Source organism: Streptomyces sp. NPDC042346 (genome assembly GCF_055581845.1).
Map to the genome: position 1 here is coordinate 893,731 of NZ_JBVJEH010000001.1, position 21,341 is coordinate 915,071.

Sequence of the window (21,341 nt, forward strand, 5' to 3'; positions counted from 1 at the left end):
GGTAGGAAACGCCCGAATCTCCCTGGGAGAATCCACATGCCAGGCGCGATCTACGCCGAGGGTCTGGTGAAGACCTTCGGTGACGTACGAGCTCTGGACGGCGTCGACCTCGACGTACCGGAGGGCACTGTCCTGGGCCTCCTCGGTCCGAACGGCGCGGGGAAGACCACCACCGTGCGCATCCTCACGACGCTCCTCCAGCCCGACAGCGGCAGGGCCGTCGTCGCCGGAATCGACGTCCTCAAACATCCCGAACAGGTCCGCCGCTCGATCGGCCTCTCCGGCCAGTTCGCCGCGGTCGACGAGTACCTCACCGGCCGCGAGAACCTCCAGATGGTCGGCCAGCTGTACCAGATGAAGGCGAAGGCGGCGAAGGTACGGGCCGACGAGCTCCTCGAACGGTTCCGGCTCGCGGACGCCGCCGACCGCACCGCCAAGACGTACTCCGGCGGCATGCGGCGGCGCCTCGACCTCGCGGCGGCCCTCGTCGTCTCCCCGCCGGTCATGTTCATGGACGAACCGACGACCGGCCTCGACCCCCGGAACCGGCAGGCGCTGTGGGAGGTCATCAAGGAGCTCGTCGCGGGCGGGACGACGCTGCTCCTCACCACCCAGTACCTGGAGGAGGCCGACCACCTCGCCCACGACATCTGCGTCGTCGACCAGGGCAAGGTCATCGCGCGCGGCACCTCCGACCAGCTCAAGGCCCAGACGGGCGGCGAGCGCGTCGAGGTCGTCGTCCACGAACCCGGCATGATCGCGGGCGCCCGCGACGTCCTCGGCCGCTACGGCATCGCGGGCCGGGGCCAGGGCGAGGTCTCCGTGGAGGAACACACCCGCAAGCTCACCGTCCCCGTCTCCGGCGGTGCCAAGCTGCTCGCCGAGGTCATCCGCGACCTGGACGCCGTCGGCGTCGAGATCGACGACATCGGCCTGCGCCGCCCCACTCTCGACGACGTCTTCATCTCCCTGACCGGCCACGCGGCCGCGCTGACGGAGGAGGAGAACGGCGGATCGCCCCCACAGAACGGCAAGGACGGCCAGGACGGCCAGGACGGCCAGGACGGCAAGGACGGCCAGGGCGGACGCGACGGACGCGACGGACGCGGCCGGGACCGGACGAAGGAGACGGCCACGTGAGCACCGTGAACGACTCCCTGGTCATCGCCCGCCGCAACCTGATCCGCATGACCCGGATCCCCGAGATGATCCTGTTCGGGCTGATCCAGCCGGTGATGTTCGTGATCCTCTTCACGTACGTCTTCGGCGGCTCCATGAGCATCGGCGGCAGCACCGACCCGGACGTCTACAAGAACTTCCTGATGGCGGGCATCTTCGCGCAGACCGTCACCTTCGCCACGGCCGGCGCGGGCGCGGGCATCGCGGACGACATGCACAAGGGCCTCATCGACCGCTTCCGCTCCCTGCCGATGGCCCGGGGCGCGGTCCTCACCGGCCGCACCCTCGCCGACCTCTGCCAGACGGCGCTGACCCTGTTCGTCCTCGCGATCGTCGCGCTGCTCATCGGCTGGCGCCCGGGGTACGCGGCACCGACCAACTTCGGCAAGGTCATGGCCGGCTTCGCCCTGCTGCTCCTCCTCGGCTACGCCTTCACCTGGATCGGCGCCCTCATCGGCCTCTCGGTCCGCACCCCGGAGGCGGCGACGTCCGGCGGCCTCATCTGGCTCTTCCCGGTCACGTTCATCTCGAACGCGTTCGTGGACTCCAGCCAGATGCCGTCCTGGCTCCAGCCCATCGCCGAATGGAACCCCTTCAGCGCCACCGTGCAGGCCTGCCGCAAACTCTTCGGCGACCCGGGCGTCTCCCCGTCCGACGCCTGGCCGATGCAGTACCCGGTGTGGGCGTCGCTGATCTACTCGATCCTGATCGTCGCGATCTTCCGTACGCTCTCGGTCCGCAAGTACCGCCGCGCGGACGGCTAGAGGAGCGGATCAGGGCAGATATCCGGAGACGACGAGGCCGTCGGGGAGGGCGAGGAACACCGCCCCTCCGGCGGCCAGCGCGTCTCCGGCGGCCTGCACTCTCGGGAAGTCGTCAGGCGGGTTGAGGCGGTAGTCCTCCCTGCCGTTGTCGTCGTCAGGACCGGAGGCCGGATAGGAGACGACGCTCTCCGTGCCCGCGACCACGACCCGATCGCCCGCGAGATAGACGCGCTGCCCGGAGTCCGCCCACGCCCGCCACTTCTGGCGGCCGCTCTCCAGGTCGTACGTGACGACCTGGTCGCCCGCGTCGATGACGGCGACGAGCCCGTCCGCGCTCACCGCGGGCCCGGCCGAGACCTGGCTGCCGATCGTGCGGCGCAGCGCGAGCGTCGCGGGGTCGAGGACGCCGACGGTGCCGTCCTGCCGGCCCGAGCACAGCACGCTGCCGCTCTTCTCGTGGACGGTGAAGCCGCCGCAGGCCTCCGTGCCCCGCGCCGTCTCCTTGCCGGTACGGGCGTCCAGGGCCACCGGCACGTTGCCGAGCGGGACGAACACCCGTCCGGCCGCCGCGACCGGCTCCTCCGGCAGGGCGTCGAGCGGCGTCCGCCACAGCTTCTTGCCGTCGCCGAGTCGGACGGCGGTCACGAGCCCCGTCCGCTCGTCGCGCATGTTGACGTACGTGGAGTAGAGGACCCCGTCCAGCAGGTCGGTGCCCTTCACGGCCCACTCCGCCCCGGGCCCCGGGATCCGGCGCCGCTCCTTGCCGTTCAGGAGCCCGTACGCGACGACCCCGTCCGGCCCCGTCACGTACGCGGTGTCGCCGACGACCGCCGGGTACTGGGCCCCGCTGCGCAGCCCCTCGCCCCGGCCCAGCACCTTCCACCGCTGCTTGCCGTCCGCCGCGTTCAGCCCGGTGACCGCGCCGCCGGACCCGGGGCAGACCAGGACCTTCGGGGAGAGCGCGCAGGTGCCCGCGCCCGGCTCCACCTCGGTGGTCCACGGCGACCATCCGGCCGGGCGGTACGCGCGGTCCGTGCCGGCCGTGCCGAAGTCGTTGGTGTGGCCCTTGCCGCCGTACGGCAGGACGACCTGGCTCAGCGTCCGCGGAGCCGGGGCCTCCGACGTACCGGGGGCCGTACTCGGCGGCCCCGCGACCCCACCGTCCGCACTCCCCGTCCCGTCGGTCCGGTTGAGCAGCACCACGCCCACCGTCGCGAGCACGGCCACCGCCACCGCGCCCGCCACGACCGCACCCCACGGCCGCCGCCGAGGCGCTGCAGGGGTGGTGACCGGCGCCGGCGGCCGGTCCGTCATCGCCGTGGGGGAGTACGGAACGACCGGACCGAGCGTCGGCAGGTCCGCCACGCCCGCACCCGAGGACGCCGCCTCCCCGACGCTCCGCGCCGCCTCTCCGTATGAGGCGAGCAGTGACAACACCCCACCGGGCCAAGGGAAGACGGCCGGAGCGCCTCCGCCGCCGAGCAGCTCCGCCAGCTCCCCCGCCGAGGGCCGCTCCGCCGGATCGAGTCGCAGACAGCGCTCCACCACCGGCCGCAACTCCTCCGGGACCCCGGACAGTTCGGCGTCGGCGCGCGTGATCCGGTAGATCACCGCGGCCATCTCGTCGTCGTGGAACGGCCCTCGGCCGCTCGCCGCGAACGCGAGCACCGCCCCCAGGCAGAACACGTCCGACGCGGTCACCACCGCCCGGCTCCCCACCAGGTGCTCCGGCGACATGAACCCGGGGGAGCCGACCACGAGCCCGGTCGAGGTCAGCGCCGTCGCCTCGAAGGCCTGGGCGATGCCGAAGTCGATCAGCTTCGGCCCGGCCGCGCCGAGCAGCACGTTCGCCGGCTTGAGGTCCCGGTGCAGCACCTTCACCCGGTGCACCTCCGCCAGGGCCGTGGCGAGCGCGACCCCGAGGGCCCGTACGGCCGCGACGGGCAGCGCCCCCGACCGTACGACGGCCTCGGCGAGCGAGGGCCCCGGCACGTACTCCGTCGCCAGCCACGGCGAGGGCGCGTCGGCGTCGGCGTCCACGAGCCGCGCCACCCCCGGCCCGTCGACGGTCCGCGCCGCCGCGATCTCCCGCCGGAACCGGGTCCGGAAGTCCCCGTCGACCTCCAGGTCCTCCCGCACGGTCTTCACGGCGACCATCCGGTACGGATCGGCCGTCGGCGCGTCGGCCCGGCAGGCGAGATGCACCTCGCCCATGCCGCCCGCACCGATCCGGGCCAGCAGCCGGTAGGGCCCGACGAGCCGCGGGGGCTGCCCCGAGGGCAGAGCTTCCAGCACCGAACAGGTCCTTTCAGGACGTCACTTGAACGGAGTCACTTGAACGGGTCACTTGAGTGAGGTCACGTGAGCGGGTCACTTGAGCGGCGTCACTTGGGGAGTTCGACCGACGCGACGGCGCCCTTGTCGAAGACGACGTACGCGATCCCGCCCACCGGCAGGACCTCCGGCTGCCGGATCTGCGCGGCCGAGAACGTGCCCCAGTTCGGGTCGTAGTCCTCCTCCTCGGCGCGCGCCCCCGGCGCCCCCGGCAGCGCCGTGACCTTGAGACCGCCGGGCGTGCCGTCGGCGCCGAGCCGCACGGTGTAGAGCGAGGAGTAGTCGGCGTACACGGCCTGGTCGCCGGCGAGCAGCGGCGCGGACCAGTTCTGGGCCAGGCCGGCCGGAGCCGCCTCGGCCGGGAAGGAGGCGAGCGTCTCGCCGGTGCGCGGATCGAGGATCCGCAGGCCCTTGTCCCAGGCCGCGACGGACCGCGGACCGATCGCCGTGGGGACGGTCCTGCCGAGTGCGCCGGGAAGCGACGCCTTCGTGGCGAGGGTGCGGGCGTCGAGCAGATGCAGGTCGGCCTTCTGGCCGGTGTTGGCGCCGTGCGTGATGTCGGCGCAGTACGCCGACGCGCCGAGCACCCGGACTTCCTCGCAGTCCTTGGCGTCCGGGTCGACCTGCCCGAGCTGGGTGCCCTTCCTGCCGTCGTACGCGACGAGCCCGCCCTGGCTGAGGCCGTAGACGATCCCCCGGGAGTAGGCGAGGGGCTCGTACGCCTTGCGCTCGGCCATGGAGATCTGCCCGTTGGTGAGCTCCTTCGACCAGAGCTGCTTCCCGTCGGCCAGGGAGAACGCGGTCAGGGCGGCCCGGACCCAGTTGACGTCCTGCGCCACCTCCGTCGCCGCGTAGACGATCCCGTCGGCGACGACGGGCCGCGTCGCGAAGAAGCCCTGCGGCCCCTGCGCGGGCTTCTCCCAGCGCACGGCGCCGGTGCGCGCGTCGCGCACCTGGAGGGACTGCGCGGCGACGAGGACCACGCTCCCGTCGTGGACGGTGGGGCGCGTGGCGCCACCGGCCGCGTGGGGGAACCCCTTGCCGGTCACGTAGGTCTCCGGCGGCGAGTTCTCGTCGCGCGGGACGTCCCACAGCTTCTTCCCGCTCGCCGGATCCAGCGCCTCGTACCGCCCGTCCGTCGTCCGGCAGACCAGCACCTTCTCGTTGGCCGAGCAGCCGAACGCCGGCGCGGTCAGCTTCGCCTTCCACGGCTTCCAGCCGGCCGGCCGCTGCGCCGCGTTCTGCGGGACGACCCCGGAGGCGTCGGCGAGTCCCCGGTCGTCCACGCCCGGGATGCGGGGCGCGGCGGGCGGGGCGGCCTTCGCGGGAGTCTTCGGCTTCTTCGCCTCGCCGTCCGGCCACAGCAGATACGTGCCGAGGCCCCCGGCCACGACCGCGAGCGCCAGGACGGCGGCGAGCACCCGCCCCCGCCGCCCCCGACGAGAAGGCGCGGGCGCGGTGGGAGCGGACACCGGTGCCTGCGTCGGTACGGAGTGCAGCCCGGGCACCCCGGACGTCACCACGGGCCCTCGCGGATCGACCGCCGGCGCGGGCGCGACCTCCAGGAGCGGCCCGCCCGAGGCGACGAGCTGGGCGAGCTCCGTCCCGTACTCGCCGATGTGGTCCCGTACGCCCTCCGGCCACGGGAAGCGGCTCCCCGCGTCCGCGCCGAGCAGCTCGGCGAGCTCGCCCGGCGTGGGCCGGTCCGCCGGGTCCAGGGCCAGGCAGGCGGCGACGGTCCCGCGCAGCTCCTCCGGCACCCGGCTCAGGTCGGCCTCGGCCTGCGAGACCCGGTAGAGGACGGCGGCGAGGGGCCCGTCGCCGAAGGGGTCCTCGCCGGTCGCCGCGTAGCAGAGGAGCGAGCCGAGGCAGAAGACGTCGGAGGCGGCGGACACGCGACGGGCCCCGGCCACGTGCTCGGGGGACATGAAGGCAGGGGTGCCGACCATCACTCCCGTCGCGGTCATGGTGGTGGCGGTGCTGCTGCGGGCGATGCCGAAGTCGATGAGGCGGGGGCCGTCGACGGAGAGCATGACGTTCCCGGGCTTGAGGTCCCGGTGCAGGACCCCGGTCCCGTGCAGGTCGGCGAGGGCGCGGGCGACCCCGGCGCCGACGGCGCGCACGGTGGCGACGGGCAGCGCGCCGCCGCGCCGCACGGCCTGGGAGAGGCTGGGGCCGGGGACGTACGCGGTGGCCAGCCAGGGCACCTCGGCGTCGGCGTCGCCGCCGACGGGTGCGGCGGCGTACGGGCTGGAGACGAGGGCGGCGACCCGGATCTCGCGCCGGAACCGGTCCCGGAAGGCGGGATCACCGGCGACGTCGCGCCGCACCGTCTTCAGGGCGACGAAGACCCCGTCCTGCGACGCGTCCCGTCCGTCCCGCGCGAGGAAGACCTCGCCCATGCCGCCGGCGCCGAGCCGCGCCAGCACCTCGTACGGTCCGATCTGTCGTGGTGTGCCCTCACGCAGCGGTCCCAGCACTGTGCCCATCCCCCCTGATGACGCAACGTCAGGCCGCATCATTGCATGTGCATGCAAGACAAAGGGCCGGACCCCGAGGGGTCCGGCCCGTCACCCGAAGCCGGGAAATGCGGTGGCTCAGACGCCGTACGGCCTGGCGCTGAGGATCTTCACCGTGGCCTTCTTGCCGTTCGGCAGCTCGTACTCGGCTTCGTCCCCGGCCTTCTTGCCGTTGACGCCGACGCCGAGCGGCGACTGCGGCGAGTAGGTCTCGATGTCGTCGCTCGCGTACTCGCGGGAGGCGAGCAGGAAGGTCGTCGTGTCGTCCTCGTCGCCGTCGAAGGCGATCGTCACGACCATGCCGGGCTCGACGACGCCGTCGTCCGCCGGGGCCTCGCCGACCTTGGCGTGCTCGAGCAGCTGGGTGAGCTGGCGGACCCGGAGCTCCTGCTTGCCCTGCTCCTCCTTGGCCGCGTGGTACCCGCCGTTCTCGCGCAGGTCTCCCTCTTCGCGCGCCGCCGCGATCTTGGTCGCGATTTCGGTACGCGCGGGACCAGACAGGTACTCAAGCTCTCCCTTGAGCTTGTCGTACGCCTCCTGGGTGAGCCAGGTGACGTTGTCGCTGGTCTGGGTCACAGGTGCTCCTCGTAGGTACTGGGAATACAAAGCATCGCCCTACACGGACAGCAGGTGCTTCCCGTGCGGGCGAAATCACGAGCCTAACAATGAGTGGCGAAAAGCGGGAGGACATACATCATCAAGATGGCGTCAGCCCAGGTCACGCTCGTGACCCGCCGGGACTCGTCACCCGGTCCCTACCCACCGCTACTGCGCCGTACACCCCACGAGCTCGGCACTCGTCGCGTGCGCGGTCGTACGGAGCGTGAAGACGCTGTCGACGCGGCCGGCGGGGTCGTCGATCCGCACGTCCTTGCGGGCCACCTCGGTGCCGTCCTCGGCCCGCGACCGCAGCGTGCAGACGCCCTTGACGCCCTCGTCCTTGCGGATCTCCAGGTGCACCTGCACCTCGGTGGGGCTCACCACGTCGAACTTGATCATCTCGGCGCTGATCTTGCTGTCGATGACGTAGTACCAGCCGAACCAGCCCAGCATGCCGAGGAAGAGGACACCCAGCACCGCTCCGGTGATCCTGAGCTTGCGGTCGGCCCGCTCGTCCGCGGAGCGCCCGTAGCGCCCTTCGGGCAGCTGCTCTCGCACCGCGCTCATGGTGGATCCTCTCGAAGCCGGGGGTGGCGGAATTTTCACTCCCCCGATTCCGTCACTATAGAAGCCTCCCTCCGCGTCGAATCACTGAGGATCGAGTCTTGACCGAGCAACTGCGACTGATGGCCGTGCACGCCCACCCCGACGACGAGTCGAGCAAGGGTGCGGCCACGATGGCCAAGTACGTGTCCGAGGGGGTGGACGTCATCGTGGTGACGTGCACGGGCGGCGAGCGCGGCTCGGTCCTCAACCCCCAGCTTCAGGGTGACGCCTACGTCGAGGCGAACATCCACGAGGTGCGCCGCAAGGAGATGGACGAGGCCCGCGAGATCCTCGGCGTCTCCCAGGAGTGGCTGGGATTCGTCGACTCGGGCCTGCCCGAGGGTGACCCGCTGCCCCCGCTCCCCGAGGGCTGCTTCGCCCTGGAGGACGTCGACACGGCGTCCGGCGAGCTGGTCCGCAAGATCCGCTCCTTCCGCCCGCAGGTCGTCACGACCTACGACGAGAACGGCGGCTACCCGCACCCCGACCACATCATGACCCACAAGATCACGATGGTGGCCTTCGACGGCGCGGCCGACGCCGAGAAGTTCCCGGAGGCCGAGTTCGGCCCCGTCTGGCAGCCCCTGAAGCTCTACTACAACCAGGGCTTCAACCGCCCCCGCACCACCGCCCTGCACGAGGCGCTGCTGGCCCGCGGCCTGGAGTCCCCCTACGGGGAGTGGCTGGAGCGCTGGAGCGAGTTCGAGCGGAAGGAGCGGACGCTGACCACCTTCGTGCCCTGCGCCGACTTCTTCGAGATCCGCGACAAGGCCCTGATCGCCCACCGCACCCAGATCGACCCCGACGGCGGCTGGTTCCGGGTCCCGATGGACATCCAGAAGGAGGTCTGGCCGACGGAGGAGTACGAGCTCAGCAAGGCGCTGGTCCCGACCTCCCTCCCCGAGGAAGATCTCTTCGCGGGCATCCGCGACAATGCCTAGCATGAGCGCACACCTGGCACTGACCCAGCTTGTCCCCTTCGCCGCCGAAGAGCTGGACAAGAACAAGGTGACCCCCGGCGTCCTCGGCTTCGTCGTCTTCGCGGTCCTGGCCGTCGCGGTCTGGCTGCTGATGAAGTCGATGAACCGCCACATGGGCAAGGTCGACTTCGAGGAAGCCCCGGAGACCGCCGCGGACACCCCGGCGGCCGCGTCCGGCGCCCCCGGCAAGTAGCGGACGACGCCCCCTGTCCCGTACCCCTGGCGGTACGGCACAGGGGGCGTCCGCACGCCCGCCCCGTCCGGTGCCGCGTCGACGATCGGCCGGCTCCCGGCAGACGGAGGCTCACGGACGGTGCCGTTCTCGTGGCGGCGCCCCGCCGGGAGCGGCCCCGGCTCGACGGGGGAGGGATCCCGCGCGGGGCCGCGGCGGCAGGGCAGGATGGGGGCCATGCCGAACCGACTGGCCCATGAGACCTCCCCGTACCTGCTTCAGCACGCCGACAACCCGGTCGACTGGTGGCCCTGGTCGGCCGAGGCCTTCGAGGAGGCCCGCCGCCGCGACGTCCCGGTGCTGCTCAGCGTCGGCTACAGCTCCTGCCACTGGTGCCACGTGATGGCGCACGAGTCCTTCGAGGACGAAGCCACCGCCGCCCTGGTCAACGAGCACTTCGTCGCGGTCAAGGTCGACCGCGAGGAGCGCCCCGACGTCGACGCGGTCTACATGGAGGCCGTCCAGGCCGCCACCGGCCAGGGCGGCTGGCCGATGACCGTCTTCCTCACCCCGGACGCCGCCCCCTTCTACTTCGGCACGTACTTCCCGCCGGAGCCCCGCCACGGCATGCCCTCCTTCCCCGACGTCCTGGAAGGCGTCCGCGGCGCCTGGGCCGACCGCCGCGACGAGGTCGGCGAGGTCGCCGACCGGATCGTCAAGGACCTCGCGGGCCGATCCCTCGCCTACGGCGGCGACGGCGTCCCCTGCCAGGAGGAGCTCGCGCAGGCCCTCCTCGGCCTCGTCCGCGAGTACGACGCCACCCGCGGCGGCTTCGGCGGCGCCCCCAAGTTCCCGCCGTCGATGGCCCTGGAGTTCCTGCTCCGCCACCACGCCCGTACGGGCTCCGAGGGCGCCCTCCAGATGGCCGCGGACACCTGCGAGGCCATGGCCCGCGGCGGCATCTACGACCAGCTCGGCGGCGGCTTCGCCCGCTACGCCGTCGACCGCGCCTGGGTCGTGCCCCACTTCGAGAAGATGCTGTACGACAACGCCCTGCTCTGCCGGGTCTACGCCCACCTGTGGAGGGCCACCGGCAGCGACCTGGCCCGCCGGGTCGCCCTGGAGACCGCCGACTTCATGGTCCGCGAGCTGCGCACCCCCGAGGGCGGCTTCGCCTCCGCCCTCGACGCGGACTCGGACGACGGCACGGGCAAGCACGTCGAGGGCGCCTACTACGCCTGGACCCCCGAGCAGCTGACCGCCGTCCTCGGCCCGGAGGACGCCGCCCTCGCCGCCACCCACTACGGCGTCACCGAGGAAGGCACCTTCGAGCACGGCAGCTCGGTCCTCCAGCTCCCGCAGGAGGCCGGAGTCGCCGACGCCGGCCGGATCGCCTCGATCGCGGCCCGGCTCCTCGCCGCCCGCGAGGAGCGCGAGCGCCCCGGCCGCGACGACAAGGTCGTCGCCGCCTGGAACGGCCTCGCGATCGCCGCCCTCGCGGAGACCGGCGCTCTCCTCGACCGCCCCGACCTCGTCGAGCGCGCCACCGAGGCCGCCGACCTGCTCGTCCGCGTCCACATGGACGAGACCGCCCGCCTCACCCGGACGTCCAAGGACGGCCGGGCCGGCACCAACGACGGGGTCCTGGAGGACTACGCCGACGTCGCCGAGGGCTTCCTCGCCCTCGCCGCCGTCACCGGCGAGGGCGCCTGGCTCGACTTCGCCGGCTTCCTCCTGGACCTCGTCATCGACCGCTTCACCGGCGAGGGCGGGGCGCTGTACGACACCGCCCACGACGCCGAGGCCCTCATCCGCCGCCCGCAGGACCCCACGGACAACGCCGCTCCCTCGGGCTGGACCGCCGCCGCCGGAGCGCTCCTCTCCTACGCCGCCCACACCGGCTCGGAGGCCCACCGCGCCGCCGCCGAGGGAGCCCTCGGCGTCGTCAAGGCCCTCGGCCCGCGCGCGCCCCGCTTCATCGGCTGGGGCCTGGCGGTCGCGGAGGCCCTCCTTGACGGGCCCCGCGAGATCGCCGTCGTGGGCGCCCCCGCCGACGCGGCCTTCCAGGAGCTGCGCCGTACGGCGCTCCTGGCCACCGCCCCCGGCGCGGTGGTCGCGACGGGCGCCCCCGACAGCGAGGAGTTCCCGCTGCTGCAGGACCGGCCGCTGGTGGCCGGCGGGGCCGCCGCGTACGTCTGCCGCCACTTCGTGTGCGAGGCCCCGGTCACCGACCCGGCGGAGCTCGCCGAGTCCGTGAAGGCCTCGCACTAAAGGGGACGGCCCCGCCGTCCCTCCGAGGAGGGACGGCGGGGCCGCCTGCCGAGCGGCGTCGCTCAGCTGTTGCCGGCGCCGTTGCCGGACAGCACGGGGATGTCGCTGAGGATGTGCGACAGCGGCTCGTCACCCTTGGCCTGGGTGGAGTTCTCGGTGCACTGCTGGTTCTGCGGGGAGGACAGGACGTTGACGTCCTGGACCGCGATCGGGATGAGACCGATGAGCGAACCGGCGTTGACCTTGGCCGGGAGGCCGATGCACGGCTTGTTCAGGGAGCCCTGGACGAGCGCGAACTGCGGGCTCATGTTGCCGTACGTGGCGGAGTTGCCGAACTCCTGGTGGGCACCGTTGCCGCTCAGCGAGGTGGTGCCACCGTCGTCGGCGATGGCGAGCGCCTGCCCGGCACCCGCCGCCGTCGCGCCGAGAACCGACGCGGCCACAGCAGCCGTAGCCAACAGCTTCTTCATGAGGTAAGGCCTTTCGGATACTGGCTCGTGCTGAGTGCCGAGCCGTGCTGATCAACTGGTCAGAGGCCCGGAGGTTCCGCGAAGTCCTCCGGACGGCCTACGGGCAGATGAGCGAGGAACCCGCGGCGGGCCGGTACGTGGCGGCCGAGACCGTGCTGGGCGCGACGTCCCCGGCGGCGGGCAGCGGCCGGTCCTCGCGCAGCCGCCGGAAGACCTCCGCGGCCCCTTCCTCGTCCCAGGCGAGCGTCGACCCGACGCCCTCGACGGTCGGGTTGAAGCCCCGTACGGGCACGGTCGCGAACTCCGTACGGTCCGGGGGCAGGTCCCGCAGCCGGCCGGCGAGCGTCAGCAGCTCCGCCGTCGAGATCCCGCGTTCGGCCGCCGCCGTCCCGCGCAGCGTCGCGGCGAAGGCCTCCAGCCGCTCCGGGTCGTCGAGGACTCCCTCGCGGAGCTGCTCCAGGGTGTTGACGACGAAGTTCTGCTGCTTGTGGATCCGGCCGAAGTCCATCTGCCCGTCCGCCTTGCGCGAGCGGACGTACTGGAGCGCCTCGCCGCCCCCGACGCGCTTGGTCCCGGGCTGGAGGTCGATGCCGGTGGAGGGGTCCTTCAGCGGCTCGGCCGTGCAGATCGGCACCCCGCCGTCGACGCGGTCCACGGTGTCCATGAAGCGCCGGAAGTCGATCTCCAGGTAGCGGTGGACGGGGAGTCCGGTCATCGACTCGACGGTCTCCACGGCGAACGGGGAACCGCCCTCCGCCCAGGCACTGTTGATCTTCGCGGGGTGGGCGGCGTGCACCTTGCCGGTCCGCCGGTCGCGGTGGTCGGCGGGGAACGAGGTGAGCGAGTCGCGGGGCAGACTCACGACGTCGACCCGGTCGTTCGCCGCCGAGACGTGCACGAGCATCATCACGTCCGTGCAGTCGCATCCCGGACCGCCCAGCCGGAAACGTTCCTTCTCCTCCGCGGTGACGCCCTTGCGGGTGTCGAGGCCGACGACCAGGAGGTTCAGTCCCCGCTCCGGGGACGGGAGTTCGCTCGGCGCGGCGGCGAGCGCTCCGGGAACGAGGGCGATGACGGCGGTGAGGGCAGCGGGAGCGAGCAGCAGCCGCCGTGTCCGCTTCGGGCGCGGGGAATTCATGCCCGCACGCTAATTCGACCCCGCTCGTACAGAGGTGCCCGACGCGACATGGGCCGAGCGAATCACTCTCCTGCGGCGCCTGTGTAATCCTGTGTAATGATGCGTGAATCGCAGCGGAAGGAGCGAAGATGGCGCCGGGTCCCGGGAAATGGGAACGGATGGCCTTCATTCCGAAGAGCCGATATGTGAGTGACCAGCCGACCGTCGACCGCACCCCGTTCCCGGTCTATTCGGCACTGGTGACACAGTGGGTGCAGGCGGGGCGCACGGTACCGGGAATGCCGGACCGGGAATGGGAACGACTGATGGCCACCCCCGTCTGGCCGCGCCCGTAGCGCGTACGCACACGAAAGGGGCCGCCCTGGCAGGGCGGCCCCTCGTGCGTGCGCGGAACGTCAGTTGTTGCCGACGCCGTTGCCCGACAGGACCGGGATGTCGTCCAGGATGTGCGACAGAGCCTCGTCACCCTTGGCCTGGGTGGAGTTCTCGGTGCACTGCTGGTTCTGCGGGGAGGACAGGACGTTGATGTCCTGGACGGCGATCGGGATGGCGCCGATGAGCGAACCGGCGTTGACCTTCGCCGGGAGGCCGATGCACGGCTTGTTCAGGGAGCCCTGAACGAGCGCGAACTGCGGGCTCATGTTGCCGTACGTGGTGGAGTTTCCGTACTCCTGGTGGGCACCGTTGCCGCTGAGCGAGGTGGTGCCGCCGTCGTTGGCGATGGCGAGCGCCGGGGTCGCCATCGCGGCGGAGACGCCGACGATGGAGGCGGCTGCGGCCGCAGTGGCCATAACCTTCTTGATCACGGGAGTTCCCTTCTAGAACCGGCTCCGTGCAGGGAGCCCCCTGATCAACTGGCCCCGGACGCCGGGGTTCCGCTGTGTCACCCCCTTGGCGGAGCGCACGCGGCAGCGCGAAGCGGGGGTGCCAGTCGAACGAGTGAAGGGCCGGAACCAAAGGCCCCGGCCGCAGTTGATCCCGTCGCATCAATCAGGTCGATTGGTGGGAACAGGAACGGAATCACCGTGATCAAGAAGATTATGGCGGCTGCGGCTGTGACGGCCTCTGTTGTCGGCGCTTCCGCTGCGGCGGCCTCTCCGGCGCTCGCCATCGCCAACGACGGCGGCACCACCTCGCTGAGCGGCAACGGCGCCCACCAGTCCTTCGGCAACTCCAAGACCGCCGGTGACATGAGCCCGCAGTTCTCGGCGATCCAGGGCTCGCTGAACAAGCTCTGCGTCGGTGCTCCGGTCAAGGGCAACGTGGGCTCCGTCGTCGGCGTCCTCGTCCCGGTCGCCGTCCAGGACATCAACGTCCTGTCCTCCCCGCAGAACCAGCAGTGCGCGGAGAACTCCACCCAGGCCAAGGGTGACGAGCCGCTGTCGCACATCGTCGAGGACATTCCGATCCTCTCCGGGAACGGCGCCTACAACGGCTGAGCCACACCGCGCTCGACAGGGCCGGAGGGAACGTCCGCGTTCCCTCCGGCCCTGTTTCGTGCGCGCAATGGAGTGAAAGAGACGACGTCGCCGTTGTTTCGGTTTCCTTTGTGACGCGTGTTCGTTGTGTGGTGTGCAGCGGAAATGCATTCCGCCAAGGAAAGGATCCAGACGCAATGAACTGTAAGAAGGCCGCGGCCGTCATCGCCGGTATCGTCATGGCCATGGGTGTGGCGTCGCCCGCCTTCGCGGACGCGGACGCGCACGGCGCGGCCATCGGTTCGCCGGGCGTCCTGTCCGGCAACGTCGTCCAGGTCCCGATCCACATCCCGATCAACGCCTGCGGCAACAGCATCAACGTCATCGGCGTGCTGAACCCCGCGTTCGGCAACTACTGCATCAACGCCTGAGTCCCAGCGGCACGCAGGCACAGGGGCCGGCCCCGGAGAGCACCCGCTCCCCGGGGCCGGCCCTCGCCTATGCCCCGACGGCGGCCCTCTCGCCCGTACGGGGCCGGCCCGCCGCGCCGCGCCGGGCGCCCGACCGCAGCCGCTGCCGGACCCCCCTCACCAGCCGGCCCGCCGTGTACTCGGCGCCGAAGACGAACCGCATCGACGGCCCGTACGACGGGGCCGTCAGCAGCCCGGCGAGGAAGAGCCCCGGCCACGAGGACTCGAAGAGGCCGCCGACCTCAGGCGCGCCGACCGCGCCGACCGTCCGCAGCGCCCCGCGCAGCGCCGGATCGAGCATCCCCGCCCGCTCCAGGCTCGGGGTGAAACCGGTCGCCGCGACGACGTGGTCGGTCTCCAGGACCGTCGAACCCCCGGGCCCGTCGACCTCCAGCCGGAGCCGCTCGTCCCCGGTCACCGTCGCCGACGTGATCCGCTGCCCGAGCCGTACGTCCCCGACCGCCGCGAACCGCTCGCGCAGCCACCACGCGCCCGCCGGACCGAGCGCCGAGTCGAAGATCCGCTCACGGGTGGCGGCCGGCAGCCGCCGGAAGATCCCCGGGGTGTCCGCGTAGAGCTTGTTGTGCCAGCCGCAGCCGAGGCCCGTGTGCGGGGCGCGCACCGAGGGCCACAGGCCGCGGTCGAGGGCCGGCGGCAGGGTGTTCCAGTTCAGCCGGTTCGCGCGGGCGACGATCCGGACCGCGGCGGCGCCCTGCTCGGTGAGGAGCGCGGCCGTCTCCAGGGCGGCCTGACCGGCGCCGACGACGGTCACGTCCTGCCCGGCGAAGCGGTCGAGAGCGCCGTGGTGGCTGGAGTGCGTGACGTACCGCCCGGGGAGGCCGCGCAGCGGTCCGGGGATCTCCGTGAAGGGCAGGACCCCGACGGCGAGCGCCACCGTCCGCGTACGGACCGACTCGCCGTCCTCCGTCCGCAGCGCGAAGCCCCCGGCCGCGGGCCCGACCGAGGCGATCAGGCGCTCGTCGAGCGCGGGCACGGCCTGGCGGGCGAACCAGTCGCCGTAGGAGGCGAAGAAGCCGACCGGGAGCGGCACGCCGTGCTCGGCGCGGACGCCCCGCGTCACGGCGTACGCGTCGAGCCCGTACGCCCCTTCCGGGTCGGAGAGGTGGGAGGCCCAGGGCTCCGACTTGAGGAACATGCCCGCGGGCATGGCGTGCCAGGACTCCATCGAGCGGCCGAAGGTCCGCAGCTCCAGACCGCGGGCCGCCGCGTGCGCGGCCACGGACAGACCGTAGGGTCCGGCCCCGACGACCACCAGGTCGTACATCGACTTCGACATCGTGCCTTCCGCCTTCATCGTTCTCATCGTGGGGTGAGCTGGTCGGGGGTGGTGCGGGCCGGCGTCGGTACGGCGGCCGGGCGCCGGGCCCGGCCGGCCCCGAGCCGCCGGGCCACCGCGCCGACCGCCTTGCGCAGGAGGTGCGCGAGCCAGGCGAGCCCCATCGCGAGCGCCGGCGCCGGGTCGTCGGCCGCGAACCAGGCGTACTCGGTCCGCCCCTGCCGGGCACCACCGGGCTCGGCCGCGTACCGGGGGCGCGGGGAGGTGGCGAGGGAGAGCGCCGCGTAGTTCTCGACGACGAACCGGCGGCCGTACGCCGGGGAGTGCGGCGGCACCGGACGGCCGGTCAGGTCCAGGTGCGCCGCTCGGACGACGTCCAGCCCCTCGGCGTCGGCGAAGAGCCGGAACTGCGCGCCGGGCCGGGGGTTGAAGTCGAGCAGGTGGTACGCGCCCGTCGCCGGGTCGAGCCGGAAGTCCAGGTCGCACACGCCCCGGTAGTCCAGCGCGTCGAGCAGCTCGCGGGCCGTCCGGTCCACGGCCGGGTTCGCCGTCCAGCGGCCCACGGCGGTGAGCCCGGCCCCGTCGGGCCAGGAGCGCTCCTTGCGCCCGGTGGCCCCCGTCGCGCAGCGGCCCGCGGAGTCCACGTACCCGTGGAAGAACCAGTCCAGGTCCCGGCCCGCCGGCAGGAGTTCCTGGAGCAGCAGCCGGCTGCCTGCCTCCGGAGTGCGGCCGTACAACTCCCGCACCTCCGCGAGCGACCGCACGATCGAGGTGCTCCGCAGCCCGCTGCCGGCCGGCAGCAGCCAGGGCCTGCTCCACTTGACGACCACCGGGAGCCCGATCGACCAGGCCATGGCGGCGGCCTCGTCGGCGTCGGCGGGGAGTTCGGTCCGCGGATGGGGCAGGCCGAGCACCGCGCAGGTCCTGGCGAGCGCGGCCTTGTCCGCGACCCGCAGGAGCTGCTCCCCGGTCTGCTCGGGCAGCAGGAAGCGCGGGGCGAGCTCGGCGCGCCGGCGGGCCAGGGCGAGGGCGCTGACGTCGTCCAGGGGGAGGGCGAGCACGGGATGTGATGCCCCGTCGGGTGCCCGGCCGTCGCTGTCGTGGCTGATCTCGTCGGCGAGTCGGACCAGCAGTTCCGTGAGCGCGGCGGAGGACGGCGTGGGCGGGCCCGTACGGGCCGAGCGGAGATAGCGGGACCGGGTGACCGGACTGGTGCTCGATTCGATGACGGCATGGACCGGAATTCCCGCCCGTCCCAGCGATCGGACGGCGCCGAGAGTGCCGTGATGGAAGGGGTTCCGGTCGAGCCGCACAAGGACGGTGGGGACGCGGGTGTCGAAACTCTGTCGGCGCGGCACGGCATGCCCTTCCTCTCGGGTGCCCCAACTGGGCGATGAAATCCTCTAATGGACTACTGATCAGAGGGAAGTCGAGTTCACGGTCGGCTCATTAGGAATACTTTCGGAGCATCGGATTGACGGATCATCAAAAAGCGAGCGACGTTAAGGAGCGGCCATGGCAGCTGCACGCCGGAGAACATCGAGAGCGTGGCTGGGGGTGTTCACCGCCGGGCTCCTCGCCTCGGGTTCGGTCGTCCTGTCGTCCCCCGCCCACGCCACCGACTCCGTAACGACGAAGGACCCCGGACCGACTCTGTCCAGTGCCATGGGAGCCTTCCTCCAATCGGGCGCGCTCGGGGTCGCCCGCATCGGACAGCTCGAACGCTGGCTCGGCGGTCGCGAGCTGCGCGTCGGTCACACCTACCTGCCGGGCGACCTCTGGAAGAACATCGAGGGCCCGCCCGGCTTCCTCGACGCCTGGGCGGACTGGCGCAACGAGAAGGACGACCGGCTCTTCGTCCTCAACGTCCCCATGCTGGAGCGGAACGAGGCCGGCGTCTCCGACTACGAGGTCCGCCGCCAGCTCCAGCTCGGCGCCGCCGGGTACTACGACCACCACTTCACGACGCTCGCCGAGCGGCTCGTCGCGCTCCGGGCGACCGACACCGTCATCGTCCTCGGCTGGGAGATGAACGGCACGACGTACACCCACCGGTGCGCGCCGGACCCCACGGCGTGGAAGAAGTACTGGACCCGCATCGTCACCGCGATGCGTTCCGTGCCGGGGCAGAAGTTCCGCTTCGACTTCAACCCGAGCCGGGGCCGGGACGCCGTTCCGTGGACCGAGTGCTACCCGGGCGACGACGTCGTCGACATCATCGGCATGGATTCGTACGACCAGCCGCCGGGAATGAGCTTCGACGAACACGTGAGCGAGCCGTACGGGCTGCAGAAGCAGGTCGACTTCGCCGCGGAGCACGGAAAGCAGATCTCCTATCCCGAATGGGGGCTCTTCCGTAACGGCGACAATCCCGTGTACATGCGGCGCATGCTGGACTGGATGAAGCAGCACAAGCCGCTGTACCACACCATCACGGATTACTGTCCGCACGGCGTATGGCAGTGCGACGACAATCCGCAGTCGTCGCTGGTGTTCCGGCAGATGCTGTTCGGGACGGAACCGGAGATCCCCGAGATCCCGGAGATTCCCGAAATCCCGGTGGATCCGGTCGATCCGGTGGACCCGGTGGACCCGGTCGATCCGGTCGATCCGGTGGACCCGGTGGACCCGGTGGACCCGGTGGACCCGGTGGACCCGGTGGACCCGGTGGACCCGGTCGACCCGACGGACCCTGTCGAGCCGACAGACCCGACGGTTCCGGTGCCGAAGCCGGAGCCCAAGCCCGAGCCCAAGCCCGAGCCGAAGCCGGAGCCCAAGCCGGAACCGAAGCCGGAACCGAAGCCGGAACCGAAGCCGGAACCGAAGCCCGAGCCCAAGCCTGAGCCCAAGCCTGAGCCGAAGCCGGAACCGAAGCCCGAGCCGAAGCCGGAACCCAAGCCGGAACCCAAGCCGGAACCCAAGCCCGAACCCAAGCCCGAACCCAAGCCCGAGCCGAAGCCGGAACCCAAGCCCGAACCCAAGCCCGAGCCGAAGCCGGAGCCCAAGCCCGAGCCGAAGCCGGAACCCAAGCCGGAACCGAAGCCGGAACCCAAGCCCGAGCCCAAGCCGGAGCCGAAGCCCGAGCCCAAGCCCGACTGTTGGACCGTGAACCTCGGTTCGTGGGTCGAGAGTTGGATCGGTGGGCCCGTCTGCGTCCCGAAGGACTCCTGGAAGGACGAGGTCGACCTCGACTGGAAGGACGCGCTGGAGGGCGTCTGGCCCTTCTGACCGATCCGGACAGGATCCGGGCGGCGGCGGTGGAGATCAACCGCCGCCGTTCGGCGTCCGGCCGGGGAGCCGGGCGATCGCCCGTCCCACCCAGGCCCGTTCCCGGGCCTGGCGGGCCGCCCAGCGGCGGCCGTCGGCGGCGCCCGCGCGCAGCCACAGGAGCGGGGCCGTACGCCGGCCGGCGAGCATCAGCCGCTGGTTGCGGACGGCCTCGGGGCGCCAGTGCTGCTTGTACGCCTCGGTGCCGCGCAGCATGCTCAGCGTGGCCCGCCCGCCGGTGCTGGTCTCGCGGGCCCCGTGGCGGAGGAGCATCGTCGCCACGTCGACCTTGCGGGCCCGCAGCGCCGGGTCGGCGCCGTACAGATAGCCGCCGGCGAGCCGGGGGGACATCAGGGTCAGGTCGGCGGCCACCACGTCCCCGGCGAGCCGGAACTCGGTGACCATCGCGTCCCCGCGCTCCACCATGGGCCGCACGGCCCGGGTGAGGTGCTGGGCGAAGCGCCGGCTGGTGTGCTCGGCGGTCACCCCCCGTCCCTGCCACTGGAGCTGATGGAGCTTCAGGAGCCGGTCGAGGGCGGCCGGGACCTCCTCGCCGGTGACGACGTGCGAGTCGATCCCGAGGGCGTCGAGCTTGCGGAGTTTGGCGCGGACCCGCTGGGCCTTCCCGGAGGGGATCCGTTCGAGCAGCCCCTCCATGGGGACGGCCGGCAGCTCCAGGCAGAGCGAGTCGGGCAGCCGTCGGCGCGGCCCGCGCCAGCGGGCGAAGACCCGCTCGCTGGCCGCCCCGGGCCGCACCTCCCGCAGGTCGATCACCGCGCCCCGGGCCGCCCGGGCGAGCGCCCGGGCCAGGGCGGGCGCCGCCTCGGGGCAGTCGTCGTCGAGGAGCACGTCCGTGAAGTCGGTGATCGTGCCGCCGAGCTGGGTGAGGACGGGCAGCGGCCCGCCGGTCCGCATCAGGGGCGCGGCGGCGACGAGTTCGCCGCCCTCCCGTCGTACGAGCACCACCCGCAGCGCACCGGGGCGGCCGTACGAGAGCCACCAGGAGTGCAGCCAGGAGTGGGACTGGAAGGGGGTGGCGGAGGAGCAGCGCCCGTACAGCGCCGTCCACTCGGCCGCCAGCCGCCCGAACCGCTCCTCGTCACGGCAGATCTCGGTCCGCAGGGTTCTCGGGGTCACACCGCCTCCGGTTCCGGCTGGTGCGAGGCGACCGCGGGGGCGGGCACGGCGGGCGCGACGGCGGGCGTCGGGGACGAGGCCGTGGCGGGTGCGGCGGGCTGCCGGGAGTGCCGGGCCTCGCCGCGCGCGGCCGGGCGCTTCGGGCGGACGAGGAGGACCAGGCCGCCGAGGAGCCCGCCCGCACAGCCGCCGACGAGCGCGGAGAGCGGCGCGGACGGGGAGACCGGGGCGACCGGCTTGGTGGCGCGCGAGAACTGGACGACCTTGACGCCCGTGCTGCCCGCGACGTGCGTGCTGTTGAGGACGAGCGCGCGGGCCACCCCGTCGGCCATGGAGACGGCCTTCGCGGGCTTCTCGGCCCGGGCGGTGATCGAGATCATCGGCGCGTCCGGGGAGGTCGCGGCCTGCACGCTCTTGCGCAGGGTGTCGGCGGTGACGCCCGCCCACACCTGGGCGTCGCCGGTCACCGCGATGTCGGTGGCGACCCGCCCGTAGGCCTGGGCGAAGCCGAGCGCCGCCGCCGGGTCGGACTTCTCGGCCGGTACGACGATGACGTAGCTGACCGCCGCGTACTGCGGGGTCTTGAGCGCTCCGTATCCGCCGCCGAGGACCGCCCCGGCGAGGACGGCGGCGGGGAGGACGGTCCAGCGGCCCGGGCGGCGGAGGCCGGCGGGCGGGAAGGTACGGGGTGGGGTGGTGGTGTTCATCGTGCGGGCTCT

At 72.4% G+C, this 21,341-nt stretch carries 19 protein-coding genes; 8 read left to right on the forward strand and 11 right to left on the reverse strand.

The window, feature by feature from the left end:
• Positions 1-36: 36 nt before the first annotated feature.
• On the forward strand, positions 37-1,140 hold the full coding sequence (locus tag ACZ6K0_RS04175; protein WP_469227962.1) for an ATP-binding cassette domain-containing protein: 1,104 nt from the start codon (positions 37-39) through the stop codon (positions 1,138-1,140).
• Positions 1,137-1,943, forward strand: coding sequence for an ABC transporter permease (locus ACZ6K0_RS04180; RefSeq protein WP_376401988.1), 807 nt, complete (start codon positions 1,137-1,139; stop codon positions 1,941-1,943). Before ACZ6K0_RS04175 ends, ACZ6K0_RS04180 begins: the two co-directional genes overlap by 4 nt.
• A 9-nt stretch (positions 1,944-1,952) precedes the next feature.
• Here the strand turns inward: ACZ6K0_RS04180 and ACZ6K0_RS04185 are convergent, their stop codons facing one another.
• From ACZ6K0_RS04185 to ACZ6K0_RS04200, 4 genes are all read right to left on the reverse strand, one after another.
• A complete protein-coding gene (locus tag ACZ6K0_RS04185) occupies positions 1,953-4,238 on the reverse strand; it encodes a protein kinase domain-containing protein (RefSeq protein WP_469227961.1) in 2,286 nt (761 codons plus the stop codon).
• An 89-nt stretch (positions 4,239-4,327) separates the two neighbouring features.
• The gene (locus ACZ6K0_RS04190; RefSeq protein ID WP_376401994.1) at positions 4,328-6,766 is read right to left on the reverse strand and encodes a protein kinase domain-containing protein; all 2,439 of its coding nucleotides are present in this window, start codon (positions 6,764-6,766) and stop codon (positions 4,328-4,330) included.
• A gap of 108 nt (positions 6,767-6,874) precedes the next feature.
• Positions 6,875-7,372 carry a transcription elongation factor GreA gene (gene greA, locus ACZ6K0_RS04195; protein ID WP_376401997.1) on the reverse strand — a complete coding sequence of 166 codons (498 nt, stop codon included), beginning with the start codon at positions 7,370-7,372 and terminating at the stop codon, positions 6,875-6,877.
• A gap of 189 nt (positions 7,373-7,561) precedes the next feature.
• On the reverse strand, positions 7,562-7,963 hold the full coding sequence (locus ACZ6K0_RS04200) for a DUF4307 domain-containing protein (protein WP_469227958.1): 402 nt from the start codon (positions 7,961-7,963) through the stop codon (positions 7,562-7,564).
• Positions 7,964-8,061: 98 nt separating this feature from the next.
• Between ACZ6K0_RS04200 and mca the strand changes: the two genes are divergently transcribed.
• The 3 genes from mca to ACZ6K0_RS04215 all read left to right on the forward strand — a co-directional run bounded on the left by mca (position 8,062) and on the right by ACZ6K0_RS04215 (position 11,425).
• The gene (mca, locus tag ACZ6K0_RS04205; RefSeq protein ID WP_376402002.1) at positions 8,062-8,943 is read left to right on the forward strand and encodes a mycothiol conjugate amidase Mca; all 882 of its coding nucleotides are present in this window, start codon (positions 8,062-8,064) and stop codon (positions 8,941-8,943) included.
• Position 8,944: 1 nt separating this feature from the next.
• The gene (locus ACZ6K0_RS04210; protein ID WP_376402005.1) at positions 8,945-9,175 is read left to right on the forward strand and encodes a hypothetical protein; all 231 of its coding nucleotides are present in this window, start codon (positions 8,945-8,947) and stop codon (positions 9,173-9,175) included.
• A gap of 216 nt (positions 9,176-9,391) precedes the next feature.
• The gene (locus ACZ6K0_RS04215) at positions 9,392-11,425 is read left to right on the forward strand and encodes a thioredoxin domain-containing protein (RefSeq protein WP_469227955.1); all 2,034 of its coding nucleotides are present in this window, start codon (positions 9,392-9,394) and stop codon (positions 11,423-11,425) included.
• Between the two features lie 62 nt (positions 11,426-11,487).
• On the opposite strand, the gene ACZ6K0_RS04220 is transcribed toward ACZ6K0_RS04215, so the two are convergent.
• The 3 genes from ACZ6K0_RS04220 to ACZ6K0_RS04230 form a co-directional block, all read right to left on the reverse strand.
• Positions 11,488-11,895 carry a rodlin gene (locus ACZ6K0_RS04220; protein ID WP_376402011.1) on the reverse strand — a complete coding sequence of 136 codons (408 nt, stop codon included), beginning with the start codon at positions 11,893-11,895 and terminating at the stop codon, positions 11,488-11,490.
• 97 nt (positions 11,896-11,992) lie between these two features.
• Positions 11,993-13,033: an LCP family protein gene (locus tag ACZ6K0_RS04225; protein ID WP_469227953.1), complete on the reverse strand. Its 1,041-nt coding sequence runs from the start codon at positions 13,031-13,033 to the stop codon at positions 11,993-11,995.
• A 395-nt stretch (positions 13,034-13,428) separates the two neighbouring features.
• Complete coding sequence (locus ACZ6K0_RS04230) at positions 13,429-13,839, reverse strand: rodlin (RefSeq protein ID WP_376402018.1); 411 nt, start codon at positions 13,837-13,839, stop codon at positions 13,429-13,431.
• A gap of 219 nt (positions 13,840-14,058) precedes the next feature.
• On the opposite strand from ACZ6K0_RS04230, the gene ACZ6K0_RS04235 reads away from it, so the two are divergent.
• The gene (locus ACZ6K0_RS04235; protein ID WP_376402021.1) at positions 14,059-14,472 is read left to right on the forward strand and encodes a rodlin; all 414 of its coding nucleotides are present in this window, start codon (positions 14,059-14,061) and stop codon (positions 14,470-14,472) included.
• A gap of 176 nt (positions 14,473-14,648) precedes the next feature.
• Positions 14,649-14,882, forward strand: coding sequence for a chaplin (locus tag ACZ6K0_RS04240; protein ID WP_376402024.1), 234 nt, complete (start codon positions 14,649-14,651; stop codon positions 14,880-14,882).
• A gap of 67 nt (positions 14,883-14,949) precedes the next feature.
• On the opposite strand, the gene ACZ6K0_RS04245 is transcribed toward ACZ6K0_RS04240, so the two are convergent.
• Positions 14,950-16,206, reverse strand: a complete 1,257-nt coding sequence (locus ACZ6K0_RS04245; RefSeq protein ID WP_469228029.1) for an FAD-dependent oxidoreductase — start codon at positions 16,204-16,206, stop codon at positions 14,950-14,952.
• A 35-nt stretch (positions 16,207-16,241) separates the two neighbouring features.
• Positions 16,242-17,576: a carboxylate--amine ligase gene (locus ACZ6K0_RS04250; protein ID WP_469227949.1), complete on the reverse strand. Its 1,335-nt coding sequence runs from the start codon at positions 17,574-17,576 to the stop codon at positions 16,242-16,244.
• Positions 17,577-17,733: 157 nt separating this feature from the next.
• Between ACZ6K0_RS04250 and ACZ6K0_RS04255 the strand changes: the two genes are divergently transcribed.
• Positions 17,734-19,446: a glycoside hydrolase family 26 protein gene (locus tag ACZ6K0_RS04255; RefSeq protein ID WP_469575000.1), complete on the forward strand. Its 1,713-nt coding sequence runs from the start codon at positions 17,734-17,736 to the stop codon at positions 19,444-19,446.
• A gap of 36 nt (positions 19,447-19,482) precedes the next feature.
• Here the strand turns inward: ACZ6K0_RS04255 and ACZ6K0_RS04260 are convergent, their stop codons facing one another.
• Together ACZ6K0_RS04260 and ACZ6K0_RS04265 are read right to left on the reverse strand one after the other, a co-directional pair.
• Entirely contained in the window at positions 19,483-20,622 is a 1,140-nt protein-coding gene (locus tag ACZ6K0_RS04260; RefSeq protein ID WP_376402030.1) for a GNAT family N-acetyltransferase, read from the reverse strand.
• On the reverse strand, positions 20,619-21,329 hold the full coding sequence (locus ACZ6K0_RS04265; protein WP_469227945.1) for a YveK family protein: 711 nt from the start codon (positions 21,327-21,329) through the stop codon (positions 20,619-20,621). The genes ACZ6K0_RS04260 and ACZ6K0_RS04265 overlap by 4 nt, the downstream gene beginning before the upstream one ends.
• Positions 21,330-21,341: the final 12 nt, after the last annotated feature.

What these genes read in the sequence shown, in the direction of transcription:
- ACZ6K0_RS04175 (WP_469227962.1), top strand. Translation starts at nt 37, where the DNA reads ATGCCAGGCGCGATCTACGCCGAGGGTCTGGTGAAGACCTTCGGTGAC.
- ACZ6K0_RS04190 (WP_376401994.1), bottom strand. Translation starts at nt 6,766, where the DNA reads ATGGGCACAGTGCTGGGACCGCTGCGTGAGGGCACACCACGACAGATC.
- ACZ6K0_RS04200 (WP_469227958.1), bottom strand. Translation starts at nt 7,963, where the DNA reads ATGAGCGCGGTGCGAGAGCAGCTGCCCGAAGGGCGCTACGGGCGCTCC.
- ACZ6K0_RS04210 (WP_376402005.1), top strand. Translation starts at nt 8,945, where the DNA reads ATGAGCGCACACCTGGCACTGACCCAGCTTGTCCCCTTCGCCGCCGAA.
- ACZ6K0_RS04215 (WP_469227955.1), top strand. Translation starts at nt 9,392, where the DNA reads ATGCCGAACCGACTGGCCCATGAGACCTCCCCGTACCTGCTTCAGCAC.
- ACZ6K0_RS04220 (WP_376402011.1), bottom strand. Translation starts at nt 11,895, where the DNA reads ATGAAGAAGCTGTTGGCTACGGCTGCTGTGGCCGCGTCGGTTCTCGGC.
- ACZ6K0_RS04225 (WP_469227953.1), bottom strand. Translation starts at nt 13,033, where the DNA reads ATGAATTCCCCGCGCCCGAAGCGGACACGGCGGCTGCTGCTCGCTCCC.
- ACZ6K0_RS04240 (WP_376402024.1), top strand. Translation starts at nt 14,649, where the DNA reads ATGAACTGTAAGAAGGCCGCGGCCGTCATCGCCGGTATCGTCATGGCC.
- ACZ6K0_RS04245 (WP_469228029.1), bottom strand. Translation starts at nt 16,206, where the DNA reads ATGTACGACCTGGTGGTCGTCGGGGCCGGACCCTACGGTCTGTCCGTG.
- ACZ6K0_RS04255 (WP_469575000.1), top strand. Translation starts at nt 17,734, where the DNA reads ATGGCAGCTGCACGCCGGAGAACATCGAGAGCGTGGCTGGGGGTGTTC.
- ACZ6K0_RS04265 (WP_469227945.1), bottom strand. Translation starts at nt 21,329, where the DNA reads ATGAACACCACCACCCCACCCCGTACCTTCCCGCCCGCCGGCCTCCGC.